Consider the following 16279-nt stretch of genomic DNA (forward strand, 5'->3'; position numbering starts at 1 on the left):
CCCCTTCCCCCCCCCTCCCCCCTCCCCCCCCTCCTCCCCCCCCCACCCCCCCCCCCCCCCCCCCCCCCCCCCCCCCCCCCCCCCCCCCCCCCCCCCCGCCACAGTCGTTTCCAGGGGGTGGCGATGCGGGTTCTGATCGCGGGCGGCGGAGTCGCGGGCACAGTCGCGGCGATGGCGTTGCAACTGGCCGGGCACGAGCCGGTCGTCTGCGAAGCGCATCCCAGCGGGGGAGCGGACGCGGGGGCGTTTCTCGTCGTGATGCACAACGGCATGAACGCGTTGCGCGCGATCGACGCCGACACCCCGGTGATCGAAGCGTCCTTCGCCTCGACCGGCATGGAACTCGTCGGCCCGGACGGAACCACGCTCGGCGCGCACGAGTTCGACCCCGAACTCGACGGGCCGCGCACCCTCACTCGCGCCGCGCTTTACCGTGCGCTGCAACAGGAAGCGGAACGCCGCGGCGTCGAGATCGTGCACGGCAAGCGCCTGGTTTCCGCCACTGACAACGGCACCGTGACGTTCCAGGACGGCACAACCGCATCCGGTGATGTGCTCGTCGGCGCGGACGGCCTGCATTCCGTGGTTCGCACGCTCATCGACCCGCAGGCCGAACCGCCGCGTTTCACCGGCTTGTCCGTCGTCTACGGCTACACGCGCGCCGAAGGATTGCCCGCCGCGCCCGGCATTTACCGGATGTTCCGCGGCAGCCGGGCCGCGTTCGGCTACACCACCGATCCGGACGGCGCGACGTACTGGTTCGCCCGCGTCCCCGATTCCGAACGCTCGCGCGCCGAGATCGCCGCCGTCACCCCGGCGGGCTGGCGCGAGTTCACCCACGCCGCCTTCGCGGACGACCCGCTGCCGTGCGCCGCGATCGTGGCCGCGACCGGAGACAAGATCTACGGCGGCCATTCCTACGACCTGCCCACCACCCGCGTCTGGTCTACGTCGTCGATGGTGCTGGCGGGTGACGCAGCCCACGCGGCGTCCCCGGCGGCCGGGCAAGGCGCGTCGATGGCGCTGGAGGACGCCGTGGTGCTCGGCCAGTGCCTGCGCGATCTGCCGGACGCACCCGCCGCGTTCGCGGCCTACGAGCGGCTTCGGCGCGCCCGGGTGGAGAAGCTCGTCGCCGCCAGCGCGGGGCAAGACGTCGGCGAAGAGCGAGGCTGGGCATACCGGCATCATCTGGACTGGACCGCGCGAATCACAGCGTGAGCGGCTCGCCGACGATACGATCCGGCCATGACTCAAGCCGCGCCACCGCAGCAGTTCCCGATCCTGCTGTCGACGATGAACGATCTGCCCGGGTACCGCGTCGTCCGCGTGTTCGGCGAGGTTTTCGGGCTCACCGTCCGCAGCCGGAACATGTTCTCCAACATCGGCTCCGGGTTCAAGGCGATGGGAGGCGGCGAGCTCAAGGGCCTCACGAAGCTGCTGTCCGACTCGCGCCACGAGGCCCTCTTCCGGCTGTGCCAGGAGGCCATGCAGCACGGTGCCAACGCCGTGCTCGCGCTGCGCTTCGACTGCAACGAGATCGCCGGCACGGCCAGTGAAATCGCCGCCTACGGCACCGCGGTCTACGTGGTCCCGGACGGCGCTCCGCAGCAACAGCAGCAGGCCCCGCAACAGCAGCAGGCCGCCCCGCAGCAGCAGTACGCGCAGGCGCAGCAGCAGTACCAGGGTCAGCCGCCACAAGCCTGACCTCCCGCGGGCTTGCCCGTGTGTCCGACTGTCGCGTGGACGCACGGGCAACCAGCGGTCTACCCCGGCTAACGGCCCCGCCCGCGCCGTAGCGTGAGCGGGGTGAGCAATCCGTTGATCGCGGAGACACAGGACTCGACCAAGGATCCCGAATTCGGCGGCTACGGGGCGAACCAGTACCTCAAAGACATCCAGGGCGGCGGCGGGTACGCGCACTCCAACAACCTGGTCGCGGTCAAGCACAACGCCTCGGACCAGGAAATCTTCCACGAGCTGGGCCATTCCAAACAGAACGAGAACGGGTTCACCTCGGGGGCGGGGGCAACACCAACCGGGTCGTCCTCGAGTACCACAACATCCTGCACAACGAGAGCAAATGGGGCGGCGGCACCGGCCCGGTGCGCACCGACTACGCGATCGAGCAGGTCCCCGGCGGCGAACGGAACCACACCTGGGCGGACGTGGAGAACCACGTGGCGAACCGCCCCGACGGCGACCCGCTGAAGATCCAGACCGGCAACGCGATGAAAGAGATCGACCAGGTGCTGCGGGAGAACCCGCGCTTTCAGCCGCACGCGGACGAAATCAGGAACAACATGGCCAACGAGTACTTCAAGCACCTGGCCAAGGACGGGTGACCGGGGCGGCCCGCCGCCCCGGTCCCGGGCTCACTTCCGGTATAGCGCCTCGATGTCGGACGCGTAGTTCTTGTTCACCACGTTGCGCTTCAGCTTCAAGCTCGGCGTGATCTCGCCGCCCGCCTCGGTGAAGTCGTTGGCCAGCACGGTGAACTTCTTGATCGACTCCGCGTGCGAAACCTGCTTGTTCGCCTCGTCGACCGCCGCCTGGATCTCCGCGCGCAGGTCCGCGTCCTCGGCCAGGTCGGAGACCGTCGCCGAGTCCGGCTTGCCGTGCTGGGACTTCCAGGCCGGGAAGTACTCCTCGTCGATCGTGACCAGCGCGGCGATGAACGGCCGCTGGTCGCCGACCACCATCACCTGGCTCACCAGCGGCGAGGCCTTGATGGTGTCCTCGAGCCCGGACGGGGCGACGTTCTTGCCGCCCGCCGTCACGATGATCTCCTTCTTGCGGCCGGTGATCTTGAGGAAGCCTTCCGAGTCCAGTTCGCCGAGGTCGCCGGTGTGGAACCAGCCGTCGGTGAGGGCTTCCGCGGTCGCCTCGGGATTGTTGTAGTACCGGCCGAACACGACGTCGCCCTTGAGCAGGACCTCGCCGTCCTCGGCGATGCGCACCGAGGTGCCCGCGACCGGCCGTCCGACGGTGCCGACGCGGAACGCCGCGCTGGTGTTGACGTTCGCCGCCGCGGACGTCTCGGTGAGGCCGTAACCCTCGAACACCGGCACGCCGATGCCGCGGAAGAAGTGCGCCAGCCGCGCGCCCAGCGGAGCCCCGCCGGACACCGCGGCGATGCAACGGCCGCCCAGCGCGGCGCGGAGCTTGCCGTACACCAGCTTGTCGAACAGCAGGTGCTTCGCGCGCAGACCGAGCCCGGCGCCGCCCTTTTCCTGAGCTTCGCTGTACGCGACCGCGGTGGCCTCGGCGGCGTCGAAGATCTTGCCCTTGCCGTCGGCGTGCGCCTTCTGCTTGGCGGTGTTGTAGACCTTCTCGAACACGCGCGGCACGGCGACCACGAAGGTCGGCCGGAAGGTGCCGAGGTCCGGGACCAGGTTCTTCACGTCCGGCGTGTGGCCGAGGGTGACCCGGGCGGTGAGCGCGGTGATCGCGATCGCGCGGGCGAGGATGTGCGCCAGCGGCAGGAAGCACAGCAGCGAGTTGCCCTGCTCCATCAGCTCGGGGAAGGCTTCGATGTCCGCGCGGATCTCGGCGAGCAAGTTCCGGTGGGTCAGCTCGACGCCCTTGGGCCGCCCGGTGGTGCCCGAGGTGTAGACGATGGTGGCCGTCTCGTTCGCGGTGACGCCGCGGCGGCGGGTGTGCAGGTCCTCGTCGGACACCTCGGAGCCCAGCGCGGTCAGCTCGTCGACCGCCGGGGAGTCGTCCTCGATCTGCCAAGTGTGCTCCAGCGTGCTGAGCCGCCCGCTGATCTCCTCGACCGCTTTGCGGTGCGCGCCGGTTTCCACGACGACGGCCTTGGCCGCCGAGTCGGAAAGGATCCAGTGCACCTGTTCCGGCGAGGACGTCTCGTAGATCGGCACGGTCACCGCGCCCGCGGCCCAGATCGCGAAGTCGACCAGCGTCCACTCGTAGCGGGTCTTCGACATCAGCGCGACCCGGTCGCCGTGCCCGACGCCCGCCGCGATCAGGCCCTTGGCCACGGCCGCGACCTGGTCGGCGAAGTCCTTCGCGGTCACGTCGAGCCACGTGCCCTCGACCTGCCTGCGGAAGCTGACCACGTCGGAGAACCGCTCCGCGTTCGCCCAGACGACGTCGGCCAGGTTCTCGTCGTCGGTCACCGGTTTCCCGGCGGGGGCGCTGTATTCGCGCACGTGGACCTCCGTGTTCGACGCGTGCGGTTACCCGCCAGTCAACTTAGCGTGCCGTAGACCTTAAGACCATGCTGGCACGGGGCGCGCGGCGAGGTCGTGACATCGTGTCCGGGTGCACGAACCGCCAGCACTCGATCTCGTAGACGAGACCTTCCTCGTGGTGCCCCCGTCCACCGTCGCGGCGGCGTTCGCCGATCCGCGCTCGTGGCGGCGGTACTGGCCCGACCTGGAATTGCGGGTCTACACCGACCGGGGGGACAAGGGCCTGCGCTGGACCGTCACGGGCGCCTTGATCGGTACCATGGAGGTCTGGCTGGAACCTGTTCTCGACGGCACCGTGCTGCACTACTTCCTCCGGGCCACGCCCGCCGGTCCCGGCGGCGTCCCGCGCGAGCTGAGCCCGCGCGAACTGCGCCGCGAATCCGACCGGAGGGCGCGCGCGGCGAAGGAAGTGGCGCTGGGGTTGAAGGAGATCCTCGAGGACGGGCGCGAGCCGGGGATTCCGCCCCGGACCGTCGAGTAGGAGGCTCTTGTGCGGGTTCACGTCGTTTCGGACGTGCACGGCAACGCCGACGCGCTGAAGCGGGCGGGGGACGGGGCGGACGCGCTGGTCGTGCTCGGCGACCTGCTCGACTTCGTCGACTACCACGACCACGACAAAGGCATCATGGGCGTGCTGTTCGGCGCGGAGAAAGTCGGCGAGTTCGCCCGCCTGCGCCGCGAAGGCACCAGAGACGAGACGGTCGCCTATTCACGCACGCTGTGGGCCACCCTGGACGATCCGGCCGCCGCGGTCGACGAAGCGGTCCGGGAGCAGTACTCCACATTGTTCGCTTCGATGACCGCGCCGACGTACGCGATCCCCGGCAATGTCGACGCTCCGTCGGCGTGGCCGGAGTTCGCCGGCGAGGGCGTGCGGCTGGTCGACGGCGAGGTCGTCACCATCGGCGGCCTGCGGTTCGGCTTCGCCGGCGGCGCGGTGCTGCCGGACGGCGTGCTCCCGCGTCCGCGCAAGGGCGCGGCGTGGCGGCCGTACCTGCGGGCGCGCGAGGAGTTCGACGCGGCGGTGTCGCTGCTGGACGACGTCGACGTCCTCTGCACGCACATCCCGCCCGCGGTGCCCGAACTGACCTACGACGTGGTCGCGCGCCGCGCCGAACTCGGGTCGAAGGCGCTGCTGGACCTGATCCTGGAGCAGCGTCCGCGCTGGTCGGTGTTCGGGCACGTGCACCAGCCGCTGGCCGCTCGGCGCCGGGTCGGGCACACCGAGTGCCGTAACGTGGGTCACTTCAAGGAGACCGGGCAGCCCTACGTGCTGCGTTGGTGACTGTGCTGTCCGGCTACGCTTCGTCCCATGGCCGAGCAGTCCACGCAGTCCATCGAGGTCGACGCCGAGCCCGCACGGGTCATGTCGGTGATCTCCGATTTCCCCGCGTACCCGGAGTGGACCAAGGCGGTCCGCGAGACCGAGGTGGTCGCGACCGACGACGCGGGCCGGGCGAAACAGGTGAAGCTCACCCTCGACGCCGGGCCGATCAAGGACGTGTACACGCTCGAATACGACTGGGACGAGACCGGGCTGGGCGTCAGCTGGCATCTGGTCAAGGGCCAGATGCAAAAGGCGCAGAACGGCCGGTACGCGCTCGAACCGCTCGGCGGCGGGCGCACCCGCGTCACCTACACGCTCTCGGTGGAGCTGGCTCTGCCGATGATCGGGCTGCTGCGGCGCAAGGCGGAGAAGATGGTCATGGACACTGCGCTCAAGGAGCTCAAGCGCAGGGCCGAGGGCTAGATGCGCATCCTGCTGTTCACCGGCAAGGGGGGTGTCGGGAAGACGACGCTCGCCGCGGCTACCGCTGCCGCGCTCGCCGGCCGCGGCAGGAAGACGCTCGTCGTGTCCACTGATCCGGCGCATTCGCTCGGCGACGCGTTCGGCACGCCGCTGGGCGGCGAACCCTCCGAAGTGGACCTCCGCGGCGACGGCACGCCTGCCGGTCTGTGGGCGGCGCAGGTGGATTCCCGGGCGCTCGCCGACCGCACGTGGCACGAGCTGCGCGGCGAACTGCGGAAGGTGCTGGCTGGAGCCGGTCTGGACGTGCTGGACGCGGAAGAGCTGACCGTGCTGCCCGGTGTCGACGAGCTTCTCGCGCTGAGCGAAGTGCGCCGGCTGGCTTCGCAGGGGCCGTGGGACACCGTGGTGGTCGACTGCGGGCCGACCGCTGAAACGCTGCGTTTGCTTTCCCTGCCGGAAGCCGTGTCGGGCTACTTGGGCCGGGTTTTCGGCAACCGGCGCGTCGCGGCTTCGGTGCGACGGCTCGGCGCCCACCTCGACGCGCTGCGCGAGCTGCTCACCGACCCGCGCGTGACCACCGTGCGGCTGGTGCTGACGCCGGAGCGCGTGGTGGTCGCCGAAGCCCGGCGCACGCTCACGTCGCTGGCGCTGCGCGGCATCGCGGTCGACGGCCTGATCGCCAACCGGCTCATGCCCGCGCCCGGCTTCTGGCGCGGTTCGGCGGCGAAGTGGCTGCGCACCCGGCGCGAACAGCAGGACGCCGTGCTGGCGGAACTCGCCGAGGCCGGATTCGGCCCGGACGAGCTGGCCCGCGTGGAGCACCGAGCGAGCGAACCGGTGGGCGCGGAGGCGCTCGCCGAGCTGGCCCGCGAACTGTACGGCAGCCGGGACCCGTTGGCCGGCAACGGAAAACCGGTCACACCGTTGCTTTCGGTGGCCGCCGACGGGGATGGCTTCCGGCTGCGGGTCGCGCTCCCGCTGGACCGGGATTCGGCGGTGGACCTCGCCCGAGTGGACGATGATCTGGCGATCACCGTGGACGGGTTCCGCCGGCTCGTCGCACTGCCCGAGACGCTGCGCCCGTGCCGGATCACCGGCGCGGAATCCGACGCCGACGGCCTGGTGGTCAGCCTGGCCGGGAACCGGGGATCCGGGTGAGCGAAGAACACAGCGACGGCCACGCGGCCGGGTCGTACGCGGACGGCCTCAAACTGGCCGAGGAGATCCGGCTGCTGGTCGAGATGGTGATCGAACGCGCCGCGCCGTGGCTGGAGGGCGTCATGGCCGCCGGGCACGGGGACCCCGCGCGCCCGGAGGAACCGGGTGCGCCCGGTGTGGAGGACAGCACTTCGGGATGCGGGTGGTGCCCGCTGTGTGCGATCGTCGCCGTCGTGCGCGGCGAGCGGCCGGAGTTCGTGGCCCGGGTGCTCGAGCAGGCTGCCCAGCTCGTCGCGCTGCTGCGGGCGGTGCTCGCGGACCGGTGGGAGCCGGAGGAGGGCGTGCACATGCCCGGTTTCCGGCCCGCCGCGCCTCCGCCCGCGCCGGCCGCGACGGCGGCGTCCTCTTCGGAGCAGTCGTCGCGGGTCCAGCACATCGCCGTCCGCAAGCGCGCGGACTGGCAGCCGGAGCGGGAGAACTGATTGCTGACCGTAGGGGTGGACGTCGGCGGCACCAGCGTGCGCGCCGGCGTCGTGGACGAGCGCGGCTCGCTGCTGGACACGGCGCGCGTCGGGACGCCGAGCGAGGAGAACGCCCTCGAAGACGCCATCGCCGGGGTCGTCGAGAACCTGCGCAACCGGCACGACGTCGCCGCGGTCGGCCTGGCCGTGGCCGGTTTCGTGACCCGCGATCGCCGCTCGGTGATGTTCGCGCCGCATCTCGCCTGGCGCAACGCCCCGGTGGCGGACCGGATCGCCAAGCGGGTCGGGTTGTCGGTGACGCTGGAGCACGACGTCAACTCGGCCGTCGTCGCCGAACACCGCTTCGGCGCGGCGCGCGGGGCCGGGGTGGCCGCCCTGGTCGCGCTGGGCACCGGAATCGGCGCGGGCCTGCTGCTGGACGGCGAGATTTATCGCGGTGCGCACGGAGTCGCCCCGGAACTCGGCCACCTCACCGTGGTCCGCGACGGCCGCGCCTGCCCGTGCGGGAAGTACGGCTGCTGGGAGCGTTACTGCAGCGGAACCGCGCTGGCCGCGACCGCCGTCGAACTCCTGGCGCGGTATCCCGGCCGTTCCACCGTGCTGTCCCGCGAAAGCGCCGGAGACCCCGGCTCGGTCACCGGCCGCCGAGTAGCCCGCGCGGCCCGCGACGGCGACCCGATCGCCTTGCGCGCCATGGCAGAACTGGCGAAATGGCTGGGCGAGGGCCTGGCGTTGGTGGCGGACGTCTTCGACCCGGAGATCATCGTGATCGGCGGGGGAGTTTCGGAGTCCGCGCCACTGTTCCTGGACGAAGCCCGGGAACACTACGCCGGGGCGATCACCGGCGCGCGGCACCGCCCGCTGGCGCGGATCCGGACCGCGCACCTGGGCGACGACACGGCGATCGTGGGCGCGGCGGCGTTGGCGATGGACACGTTGTGAGTGCGTGCGCCGGTTAGAACCGGTCTAGACACGCACGAGGCGCCCCGGTTCTCGCCGGGATTAACACGCACAAGGTTCTGTGGAAGGCTGGGCCGGGTGACGCCGATGACTGCCAACCGCTTCGTGCGGTGTTCTTGCGGCAGGCAGCATTGGGGCGCGTTCGGCGCCGCCGGACTCTTGTTGTGCGATCCCCGCCGCGGCGTGCTGTTGCAGCGACGCGCGTGGTGGGTGCATAACGGCGGCACGTGGGCCTTGCCCGGCGGCGCGCTCGAGGCCGGCGAGACCGTGCACGAGGCCGCTGCCCGGGAGGCGTGGGAAGAAGCCGCTATCCCGTCGTCGGGTTTCCGCGCGATGTCCGCCTCGGTGCTGGACCACGGCGAATGGCAGTACACGACCGTGCTCGGACTGGCCGACAGCGCTTTGCAGGCCCACGTCGCGAACGAGGAAAGCGCCGAGATGCGCTGGGTCCCGCCGGACGACGTGGCCGCGCTCGACCTCCACCGCGATTTCGCCGCCGCCTGGCCAGTGCTGCGCGAACAACTGGGCCGCGAACTGGTGCTGGTAGTCGACGCGGCGAACGTCATGGGCTCCCGCCCGGACGGCTGGTGGCGCGACCGCCGCGGCGCCGCGGAACGCCTGCGCGACCAGCTGACGACCCCCGCCGAACGCGGCTTGAGCGACGCCGTCGCAGGCATCGGCGCGGGCCCGGCCTGGTCCTGGTGGCCGCGGGTGGTGCTGGTGGTCGAGGGCAAGGCCAGGGGAGTGGAACCGATCCCCGGCGTCGAGGTCGTCTCGGCGGAGACCGACGGGGATTCGAAGATCGTCGAGGTGACCGCCGCCGCCCGCCAGCGCCCGGACGACCACGTCGTGGTGGTGACGGCTGATCGCGAGCTGCGTGGCCGGGTCGGTGAGCTTGGGGCGCGGGTGCTTGGGCCGGGGACGTTGTTGCGGGAACTCGACGGCTGAACGGCCGGGTTGGCGTTCGGCTCGGGGGTGCTGGCGCTCGGGCTGTGTGCTTGAGGGTTGGCTGGCTGAGCATTCGGCGGTCTTGGCGCTCGGCTGACCGGAGGGCTCGGCGCGAGACTGTCGGGCCGGGCGTTTCCCGGTGAGAGTCGGCCGGATCGGCGGTGCGGATATGCCGGGGGCGGCGTTCGGCGGTGCGAGATCTGGCCGGTGGGTCGTTGCGGGACTGCCGAGACCGGACGTTTCCCGATGCGGCGCGGCCGGTCTGTTCGCCGAGGCCGCAGAGCGAAGGTTCTTCCGGGCCGGGTCGATCAACGCGGACAATGCGGACGACCCCGGCCACGAGCCGGTCTTCGCCGTTCGCCCGGAGGTGGGCGGCCAGTCGCTCGCGGGGTGGCGAGGGCCAGACAGCGAACCGCCCAGCAGGTCGTCACTCCCGGCGCATGAGCCTCTGCCCGCCAGAGTCTCAAGCCGGGGCCTGGGTTACCAAGCCCGCGACCCGGCCAAGCCCGTGACCCCGCCGAGCCTGTGACCCGGCCAAGCCCGCGACCCGGCCAAGCCCGTGACCCCGCCGAGCCTGTGACCCGGCCAAGCCCGCCACCCGGCGAAGCCTGTGACCCGGCGAAGCCTGTGACCCGGCCAAGCCCGTGACCCGGCCAAGCCCGTGACCCCGCCGAGCCTGTGACCCGGCCAAGCCCGCCACCCGGCCAACCCACTGATCAGCCGTCACACGGTCTTCACCGACCCCGCGTCGACGAGGTGGTCCGTTCCGGTGATGCTCGCGGCCAGCGGCGACGCGAGGTACGCGATCAACGTCGCCACCTCGGCCGGTTCGATCAGGCGTCCGGTCAGCATTCCCGCACCGGCGGGAAGCGCGGCCAGCAAATCCTCGTGCGACACCCCCATCGACGAAGCCAGTTCCGCGCCGTAGCTCTCCGGGCCCTCCCACAGTGCGGTGCGAACCGGCCCGGGTGAGACGGTGTTGACTCGCACTCCTTGCGGTCCGAATTCCTCCGCCAGTGCTTTCCCGAACGCGGTCAGTGCGGCTTTCGCGGTGGTGTAAGCGATCGGGCCCGATTGCGGTGTCCTCGCACCGTTCGACGAAACCGTCACGACCGCGCCCCGGCGTTCGATCAGGTGCGGCAGCGCGGCCCGGGAAGCCCGCACCGCGGCGAGGAAATTCAGCTCCCACATGTCTGTCCACTGCTGATCAGTGAGCGACAGGAAACCGCCAGCTTGCCCGGTGGCGTTGTCGCCGCCACCGACGTTGTTCACCAGGATGTCCAGCCCGCCGAGTTCCGCGACGGCCTGTTCGATCAGCCGTCCGGGACCGTCCGGGGTCGAGAGGTCCACGGCTACCGGCACCGCGCCGGTTTCCTTCAGTTCCGGCGTGATCGTCCGGGCCGCGGCCACCACTCGCACGCCTTCGCCGGTCAGCGCGGACACCGTGGCCAGGCCGATCCCTCGGCTCGCGCCGGTGACTACTGCAGTCTTGCCGGTCAGGTGCAGGTCCATCGGAAAGCCCCCAAGTCGGGTCAAGGTCGATGCAATTACGCTAGCAGTTGCAACATCAGTGTCGCAACTAAGAGCCGAGTAGCGACCATGGCGTAAACTGAGCGGTATGGAGAAGCGGGCCCTGCGCGCGGACTCGGAACGAACGGCCCAGGCGATCCTCGAGGCCGCCGAACGCGTGCTCAGCGACAACCCGGCGGCGACGATGGAGCAGATCGCGGAGGCCGCAGGTGTCTCGCGCACGACCGTGCACCGCCGGTTCGCCAGCCGGGACGCGCTCGTGGAGGCCATGACTCACTGGGCGACCCAGCAGTTCCACGACGCGATCGCCAGCGCCCGGCCCGACGTCACGCCGCCGCTGGTCGCGCTTTACCAGGTGACGGCGAACGTGCTGCGCGTCAAGCTCCGCTGGGGGTTCGCGATGAACGCGCACCCGGGCGGAGACGGCGTGCTGACCCCGGACGTGGCCGCCCAGTGCGACGTTTTCTTCCAGCGTCTGGACGAAACCGGCGCGCTGCGGCCGGGTGTCGACCTGGTGTGGGCGCGTCGCGTGTACTGCGCGCTCATCCACGAAGCAGCGCAGGAGAACGACTCCGCCGACCCGGACGCACTGGCCACCCGCGTCGTCGACACCGTGCTCGGCGGCTTCGGCAAGCCCGGCGTCACGGTGAGCTAGTCACGACGAGCCAGGCACGATCAGCCAGCAAGCTCGGCGACGATCTTCGCGATCCGCCGCTCCCGGGTCTCGGCGCGCTTCGCCGACGTGACGGCTTCGGCGCGTTCCCGTTGCGCGGTAAAGGAAAGCTGGTCGAACGCCGCTCGCGCGCCGGTGCGTTCCGCCAGCGCCGAAGCCAGATCGTCCGGCAGTTCGACCGTCCGCTCGGCGAGATCGGCCGCGAGCGTGACCTCGACCGTCTCTCCGGCGGCGACCCCGGCCGCCTCCCGGTTCGCCGCGCTGAGCGGCAGCATGAACTCCCCGGAGTAGACCGCGACCGTGCTCCGGTAGGTGTGCGGGCCGATCGTCACCCGGACCTTCGGCCGCCGCCCCTGGCCGAGCGCCTCGACCACCTCGGCCGGGACCCGGAAGCCGGTGGCGGTTTTGCCGTTGAGTTCGACGAGCGCGCGGAACGTATGCGACATCGCTGCCTCCTAAGCCACCGAGGTTAAGCGTGCGGGACGCCGTCTCGCATCTCGGTGACCAGCGCGGCGACCACGGCCTTCAAAGATCCGTTGTACTGTTTCGCGACCGCCCGCTGCCGCTGGTAGCTCGCGCCGACGCGGAGGATGGTCTCGACGTCGCGCAGTTCGCGGACGCAGTCCAGCCGCCGGGCGACCGGTTCCAGCCGGTCCAGCAGCTCAGCGAGGTCTTCGGTGACGAGACGTTCGCGGCCGGCGGCGTCGAGGATGACGATCGCGTCCAGGCCGTACCGCGCGGCGCGCCACTTGTTCTCCTGCACGTGCCACGGCGGCAGCGCGGGCAGTGCTTCGCCCTTGTCGAGCCGGTCGCTGAAATCGTCCACCAAGCACTGCGTGAGCGCCGAAATCGCGCCGACCTCCTGCAGCGTCGGCAGCCCGTCGCACACCCGCATTTCGATGGTGCCGAAATGCGGGGCCGGGCGGATGTCCCAGCGGATCTCGGAGAAGTGGTCGATCACCCCGGTGGTGAACATGTCCTCGACGTAGCCCTCCAGCTCCGCCCACTTGCGGAACTGGAACGGCAGCCCGGCGGTCGGGAGCTGCTGGAACATCAGCGCCCGGTTCGAGGCGTACCCGGTGTCCTCGCCGGACCAGTACGGCGACGACGCGGACAACGCCTGCAGGTGCGGCGCGTAGCGCAGCAGCCCGTCGAGCACCGGCAGCACCTTGTCCCGGTGGTCGAGCCCGACGTGGACGTGCACGCCGTAGATCAGCATCTGCCTGCCCCACCACTGGGTGCGGTCGATCAGCTTGGCGTAGCGCTCCTTGTCGGTCACCTTCTGCCGGTACCACGAGGAAAACGGGTGCGATCCGGCGGAGAACACCTCGACGCCCAGCGGGTCCGCGACCCGGTGCACCTCGTCGAGCGCCTCGTCGAGGTCGTGTTTCACCTCGCCGACCGTGCGGCAGACGCCGCTGACCACCTCGATGGTGTTGAGCAGCAGTTCCTGTTTGATCCGGGGATGCTCGGCCGCGCCGTCCGGGCGGACCGCGGCGAGCAGTTCCTCCGCGACCGACCGCAACTCGCCGCTGCGCCGGTCCACCAGCGCGAGTTCCCATTCCGCGCCGACCGTGGAACGCCGCGACGCCTGGAAGTCGATCCGCATGCCCGCCCGGTCAGACCTGGGCGCCGTTGCTGGGGTCCGCGCCGGGCGGCGGCCCCTGGCGCACGCGCAGCAGGAGCAGCGCGATGCCGGTGGCGAGCGAGAGGATGCCGAGCGGCGTGGCGAGCGCCGGCCCGACCCCGATCAGGTTCGGCACGATCAGCAGCAGGAGCCCGACGACGAAGAACAGCAGCACGATGAACGCGCCCTTGCGCCAGCGCGGCAGCGGAGGCGGCTCCGGCGGCACGTAGTGCTCGTCGTCCTCGGCCGGGTCGCCGGAGAACATCGTGGTCTCCCAGTCGGAGCCGCCGGTGCGCCAGCCTTCCGGGGACGCGGCGGGGGGAGCGGCGGGCGGGTCCGCGGCGGGCTTCGGCTTGGCCTTGCCCGCTTCGGGTTCGGCTCCGGAGGACGCCTCGGGCTCGGCGGCCTTGGGACCGGCGCCGGAGAACGGGTCCTCGTCCAGGAACACGCCCACGCCCTCGGCCCGGAGGTCGGCCACGATCTCGGCGAACGTGGCGTCGACGTCTTCGGGTCCGTCCGCGCCTTTCCCCCGGTTCATCCGGCACCCACCTGTCCCGCCCGCAGCTTCCGGGCGAAGTCGACACTGCTGCTGAAGATCAGCTCCGCGTCGTGGTCCTGCGTCGCCACATGGAAGCTGTTCTCCAGCACCACCTCGGTCACGTCCGTGCTCGAGACGCCGTCCAGAATGATCCGCGAGTTCTCGGGTTCGACGACGTGGTCGACCCGCGAATGCAGCAGCAGCACCGGCTGCGTCACCTTCGGCAGGTCGGCGCGCACGATCTTCCACAGCCGGGCCAGGCTCGCCGCGGCCCGCACCGGCGTGCGCGGGTAGGCGAGTTCGACCTCGCCGGGTTTCGCGATGTCGTTGCCGATCGCGCGGATCGACGGGACCACCCGGGACAGCAGCGGCAGCACCTTGGCGTCGAGGCTCAGCCGCGTGACCGACGGGTTGACCAGCACGAGGCCGGAGATGTCCGGGCCGAACTCCTGGGCTAGGCGGAGGGTGAGCGTCCCGCCCATCGACATCCCGCCGACGAACACCTGGTCGCACTCCGCGCGCAGCGCCAGCAGCGCCTCGCGGACCGTGCCGTACCAGTCCTGCCAGGTCGTCCGGTTCGCCTCGCGCCAGGTGGTGCCGTGTCCGGGCAGCAGCGGGCAGCGCACCGCGAAGCCCTCGGCGGCCAGATGGTCGCCCCAGGCGCGCAGGCCGGCGGGCGTGGCGGTGAATCCGTGGCAGAGCAGGAAGCCGGCCCCGGAGGAACCCGGGTGGGAGAACGGTTCCGCGCCGGCGAGCACGCCCATCACGAACGCCCTTCCGAATCGAAGCGGTGGAGTCTCTCCATGCTCTCACGCCGAAGCCGGGTTGTGTGCCCCACTCGCGGAAGCGGGGATCCGTCCGGTCCCGCTGTGAGATCGGTCGCTGCCCCGGGTGACCGTCCGTTCTCGCGTTGTGCGGGCCGGTGCTTGTTCCGTACCCTGGCCTGCCGGGGCCCGCGCGGGCAGGAAAGGACTGGAACCCGGTGCTGTACTGGCTGATGAAGTGGGTGTTCATCGGGCCGCTGCTGAAGACGCTGTGGCCCACCAAAGTCGTCGGCGCCGAAAACATCCCCGAGACGGGTGGCGCCATCCTCGCCGGCAACCACCTCGCGGTCGCGGATTCGTTCTTCATGCCGCTGCGCGTCAAGCGCAAGGTCACCTTCCCGGCGAAGTCGGAGTACTTCACCGAACCGGGGTTCAAGGGCCTGCTCAAGAAGTGGTTCTTCACCGGCGTCGGCCAGTTCCCGATCGACCGCTCCGGCGGCAACGCCGCGCAGGCCGCGCTCGACACCGCGATCCGGCTGGTCAAGGACGGGCACCTGCTCGGCATCTACCCCGAGGGCACCCGCTCCCCGGACGGGCGGCTGTACAAGGGCAAAACCGGCGTCGCCCGGATCGCGCTCGAATCGCGCGGCGTGGTGATCCCGGTGGCCATGGTCGGCACCGACAAGGTCAACCCGATCGGCTCGAAGATGTGGTGGCCGCGGCGGCTCGAGGTGCGCTTCGGCAAGCCGCTCGACTTCTCCCGCTACGAGGGGCTGGCCGGCGACCGGTTCATCGAGCGGTCCATCACCGACGAGATCATGTACGCGCTGATGGAGCTGTCCGGCCAGGAGTACGTCGACATTTACGCGGCGAAGGCCAAGGAACTGCTCGCGGCGGAGGCGGCCGGGGTCAAGCCCGAGGTGCCGCGGCCGCGGGCGCTGGACGCCGATCGGGTGCCGGAGACGAAGGCCGGGTAGCGCCCCACTAGAGTTCCCCGGTGCGTTTTTTCTACGACACCGAGTTTATTGAGGACGGCGTGACGATTGACCTGGTGTCGATCGGTGTCGTTGACGAGCGCGGGCGCGAGTTCTACGCCGTGTCCACCGATTTCGATCCCGGGCGGGCGGGGGCTTGGGTCCGGGAGAACGTGCTGCCCAAGCTGCCGTCTCCGGCGGATCCGGCGTGGCGGAGCCGGGAGCGGATCCGGACGGACCTGCTGGAGTTCTTCGGGAAGCCGCCGGGCGGGATCGAGCTGTGGGCTTGGTTCGCGGCGTACGACCATGTGGCGCTGGCGCAGTTGTGGGGGCCGATGCCCGCGTTGCCTCGGCAGTTGCCTCGGTTCACCCGGGATTTGCGGCAGCGGTGGGAGGACGCGGGGAAGCCTAAGCTGCCTGCCGCGCCTGGGGATCAGCATGATGCGTTGGCTGATGCTCGGCATAATTTGCAGCGGTGGGAGGTTATTGAGGAGGCTTTTCGGCGTCGGTGAGCCCTGGGTGTTTCGGCTCGTCGCCCGGGGGGCGACATTGCGCCGGGCGTGTGCGTGGGGCACCCCGAAGCTTGATTGTGATGACGGACGGCGGGTGCTTGTCAAGGCGGGAAAGACGCCCCGACGGGCACTCTCCGCCCTCCCTTTCTTCT

The 16279-nt window shown here is 70.7% G+C and carries 19 protein-coding genes; 13 read left to right on the plus strand and 6 right to left on the minus strand.

What is annotated here, in order from left to right:
• Positions 1-123: 123 nt before the first annotated feature.
• The 3 genes from ACZ63D_RS37115 (at position 124) to ACZ63D_RS37125 (ending at position 2342) form a co-directional block, all read left to right on the plus strand.
• Positions 124-1218 (plus strand): FAD-dependent monooxygenase, encoded by a 1095-nt coding sequence (locus tag ACZ63D_RS37115; protein ID WP_465358994.1) that lies wholly within the window; start codon positions 124-126, stop codon positions 1216-1218.
• A 27-nt stretch (positions 1219-1245) separates the two neighbouring features.
• Complete coding sequence (locus ACZ63D_RS37120) at positions 1246-1704, plus strand: YbjQ family protein (protein WP_465358995.1); 459 nt, start codon at positions 1246-1248, stop codon at positions 1702-1704.
• Between the two features lie 398 nt (positions 1705-2102).
• Positions 2103-2342 (plus strand): hypothetical protein, encoded by a 240-nt coding sequence (locus tag ACZ63D_RS37125; protein ID WP_465358996.1) that lies wholly within the window; start codon positions 2103-2105, stop codon positions 2340-2342.
• Positions 2343-2372: 30 nt separating this feature from the next.
• Here the strand turns inward: ACZ63D_RS37125 and ACZ63D_RS37130 are convergent, their stop codons facing one another.
• Positions 2373-4169, minus strand: coding sequence for an AMP-dependent synthetase/ligase (locus tag ACZ63D_RS37130; RefSeq protein WP_465358997.1), 1797 nt, complete (start codon positions 4167-4169; stop codon positions 2373-2375).
• Between the two features lie 112 nt (positions 4170-4281).
• On the opposite strand from ACZ63D_RS37130, the gene ACZ63D_RS37135 reads away from it, so the two are divergent.
• The 7 genes from ACZ63D_RS37135 to ACZ63D_RS37165 all read left to right on the plus strand — a co-directional run bounded on the left by ACZ63D_RS37135 (position 4282) and on the right by ACZ63D_RS37165 (position 9509).
• Positions 4282-4692 (plus strand): polyketide cyclase / dehydrase and lipid transport, encoded by a 411-nt coding sequence (locus tag ACZ63D_RS37135; RefSeq protein WP_465358998.1) that lies wholly within the window; start codon positions 4282-4284, stop codon positions 4690-4692.
• A gap of 9 nt (positions 4693-4701) precedes the next feature.
• Entirely contained in the window at positions 4702-5496 is a 795-nt protein-coding gene (locus tag ACZ63D_RS37140) for a metallophosphoesterase family protein (RefSeq protein ID WP_465358999.1), read from the plus strand.
• 27 nt (positions 5497-5523) lie between these two features.
• Entirely contained in the window at positions 5524-5961 is a 438-nt protein-coding gene (locus ACZ63D_RS37145) for an SRPBCC family protein (RefSeq protein ID WP_465359000.1), read from the plus strand.
• Positions 5962-7119 carry an ArsA family ATPase gene (locus ACZ63D_RS37150; RefSeq protein ID WP_465359001.1) on the plus strand — a complete coding sequence of 386 codons (1158 nt, stop codon included), beginning with the start codon at positions 5962-5964 and terminating at the stop codon, positions 7117-7119. It begins immediately after the preceding gene.
• An 83-nt stretch (positions 7120-7202) separates the two neighbouring features.
• Complete coding sequence (locus tag ACZ63D_RS37155) at positions 7203-7601, plus strand: hypothetical protein (protein WP_465359016.1); 399 nt, start codon at positions 7203-7205, stop codon at positions 7599-7601.
• Positions 7602-7616: 15 nt separating this feature from the next.
• A complete protein-coding gene (locus ACZ63D_RS37160; RefSeq protein ID WP_452074547.1) occupies positions 7617-8543 on the plus strand; it encodes an ROK family protein in 927 nt (308 codons plus the stop codon).
• A 96-nt stretch (positions 8544-8639) separates the two neighbouring features.
• On the plus strand, positions 8640-9509 hold the full coding sequence (locus ACZ63D_RS37165) for an NUDIX domain-containing protein (protein WP_465359002.1): 870 nt from the start codon (positions 8640-8642) through the stop codon (positions 9507-9509).
• Positions 9510-10232: 723 nt separating this feature from the next.
• On the opposite strand, the gene ACZ63D_RS37170 is transcribed toward ACZ63D_RS37165, so the two are convergent.
• On the minus strand, positions 10233-11021 hold the full coding sequence (locus tag ACZ63D_RS37170; RefSeq protein ID WP_465359003.1) for an oxidoreductase: 789 nt from the start codon (positions 11019-11021) through the stop codon (positions 10233-10235).
• A gap of 106 nt (positions 11022-11127) precedes the next feature.
• On the opposite strand from ACZ63D_RS37170, the gene ACZ63D_RS37175 reads away from it, so the two are divergent.
• Positions 11128-11694, plus strand: coding sequence for a TetR/AcrR family transcriptional regulator (locus tag ACZ63D_RS37175; protein ID WP_465359004.1), 567 nt, complete (start codon positions 11128-11130; stop codon positions 11692-11694).
• Between the two features lie 20 nt (positions 11695-11714).
• Here ACZ63D_RS37175 and ACZ63D_RS37180 read toward each other — a convergent pair whose 3' ends face one another.
• Genes ACZ63D_RS37180 through ACZ63D_RS37195 form a run of 4 tightly spaced genes read right to left on the minus strand, consistent with a single transcriptional unit; the run spans position 11715 to position 14641 of the window.
• Entirely contained in the window at positions 11715-12158 is a 444-nt protein-coding gene (locus tag ACZ63D_RS37180) for a YdeI/OmpD-associated family protein (RefSeq protein WP_465359005.1), read from the minus strand.
• A 23-nt stretch (positions 12159-12181) separates the two neighbouring features.
• On the minus strand, positions 12182-13321 hold the full coding sequence (locus ACZ63D_RS37185) for a glutamate--cysteine ligase (protein ID WP_465359006.1): 1140 nt from the start codon (positions 13319-13321) through the stop codon (positions 12182-12184).
• A gap of 10 nt (positions 13322-13331) precedes the next feature.
• Positions 13332-13877 carry a hypothetical protein gene (locus tag ACZ63D_RS37190; protein WP_465359007.1) on the minus strand — a complete coding sequence of 182 codons (546 nt, stop codon included), beginning with the start codon at positions 13875-13877 and terminating at the stop codon, positions 13332-13334.
• Positions 13874-14641 (minus strand): alpha/beta hydrolase, encoded by a 768-nt coding sequence (locus tag ACZ63D_RS37195; protein WP_465359008.1) that lies wholly within the window; start codon positions 14639-14641, stop codon positions 13874-13876. Before ACZ63D_RS37195 ends, ACZ63D_RS37190 begins: the two co-directional genes overlap by 4 nt.
• A 218-nt stretch (positions 14642-14859) precedes the next feature.
• On the opposite strand from ACZ63D_RS37195, the gene ACZ63D_RS37200 reads away from it, so the two are divergent.
• The gene (locus ACZ63D_RS37200; protein ID WP_465359009.1) at positions 14860-15618 is read left to right on the plus strand and encodes a lysophospholipid acyltransferase family protein; all 759 of its coding nucleotides are present in this window, start codon (positions 14860-14862) and stop codon (positions 15616-15618) included.
• Positions 15619-15638: 20 nt separating this feature from the next.
• On the plus strand, positions 15639-16127 hold the full coding sequence (locus ACZ63D_RS37205) for a polyadenylate-specific 3'-exoribonuclease AS (protein ID WP_101434802.1): 489 nt from the start codon (positions 15639-15641) through the stop codon (positions 16125-16127).
• The last annotated feature ends 152 nt before the right edge of the window (positions 16128-16279 follow it).

This window comes from Amycolatopsis sp. NPDC104775 (genome assembly GCF_055583325.1).

What these genes read in the sequence shown, in the direction of transcription:
- ACZ63D_RS37115 (WP_465358994.1), top strand. Translation starts at nt 124, where the DNA reads ATGCGGGTTCTGATCGCGGGCGGCGGAGTCGCGGGCACAGTCGCGGCG.
- ACZ63D_RS37120 (WP_465358995.1), top strand. Translation starts at nt 1,246, where the DNA reads ATGACTCAAGCCGCGCCACCGCAGCAGTTCCCGATCCTGCTGTCGACG.
- ACZ63D_RS37145 (WP_465359000.1), top strand. Translation starts at nt 5,524, where the DNA reads ATGGCCGAGCAGTCCACGCAGTCCATCGAGGTCGACGCCGAGCCCGCA.
- ACZ63D_RS37150 (WP_465359001.1), top strand. Translation starts at nt 5,962, where the DNA reads ATGCGCATCCTGCTGTTCACCGGCAAGGGGGGTGTCGGGAAGACGACG.
- ACZ63D_RS37155 (WP_465359016.1), top strand. Translation starts at nt 7,203, where the DNA reads ATGGTGATCGAACGCGCCGCGCCGTGGCTGGAGGGCGTCATGGCCGCC.
- ACZ63D_RS37170 (WP_465359003.1), bottom strand. Translation starts at nt 11,021, where the DNA reads ATGGACCTGCACCTGACCGGCAAGACTGCAGTAGTCACCGGCGCGAGC.
- ACZ63D_RS37175 (WP_465359004.1), top strand. Translation starts at nt 11,128, where the DNA reads ATGGAGAAGCGGGCCCTGCGCGCGGACTCGGAACGAACGGCCCAGGCG.
- ACZ63D_RS37180 (WP_465359005.1), bottom strand. Translation starts at nt 12,158, where the DNA reads ATGTCGCATACGTTCCGCGCGCTCGTCGAACTCAACGGCAAAACCGCC.
- ACZ63D_RS37185 (WP_465359006.1), bottom strand. Translation starts at nt 13,321, where the DNA reads ATGCGGATCGACTTCCAGGCGTCGCGGCGTTCCACGGTCGGCGCGGAA.
- ACZ63D_RS37190 (WP_465359007.1), bottom strand. Translation starts at nt 13,877, where the DNA reads ATGAACCGGGGGAAAGGCGCGGACGGACCCGAAGACGTCGACGCCACG.
- ACZ63D_RS37195 (WP_465359008.1), bottom strand. Translation starts at nt 14,641, where the DNA reads ATGGGCGTGCTCGCCGGCGCGGAACCGTTCTCCCACCCGGGTTCCTCC.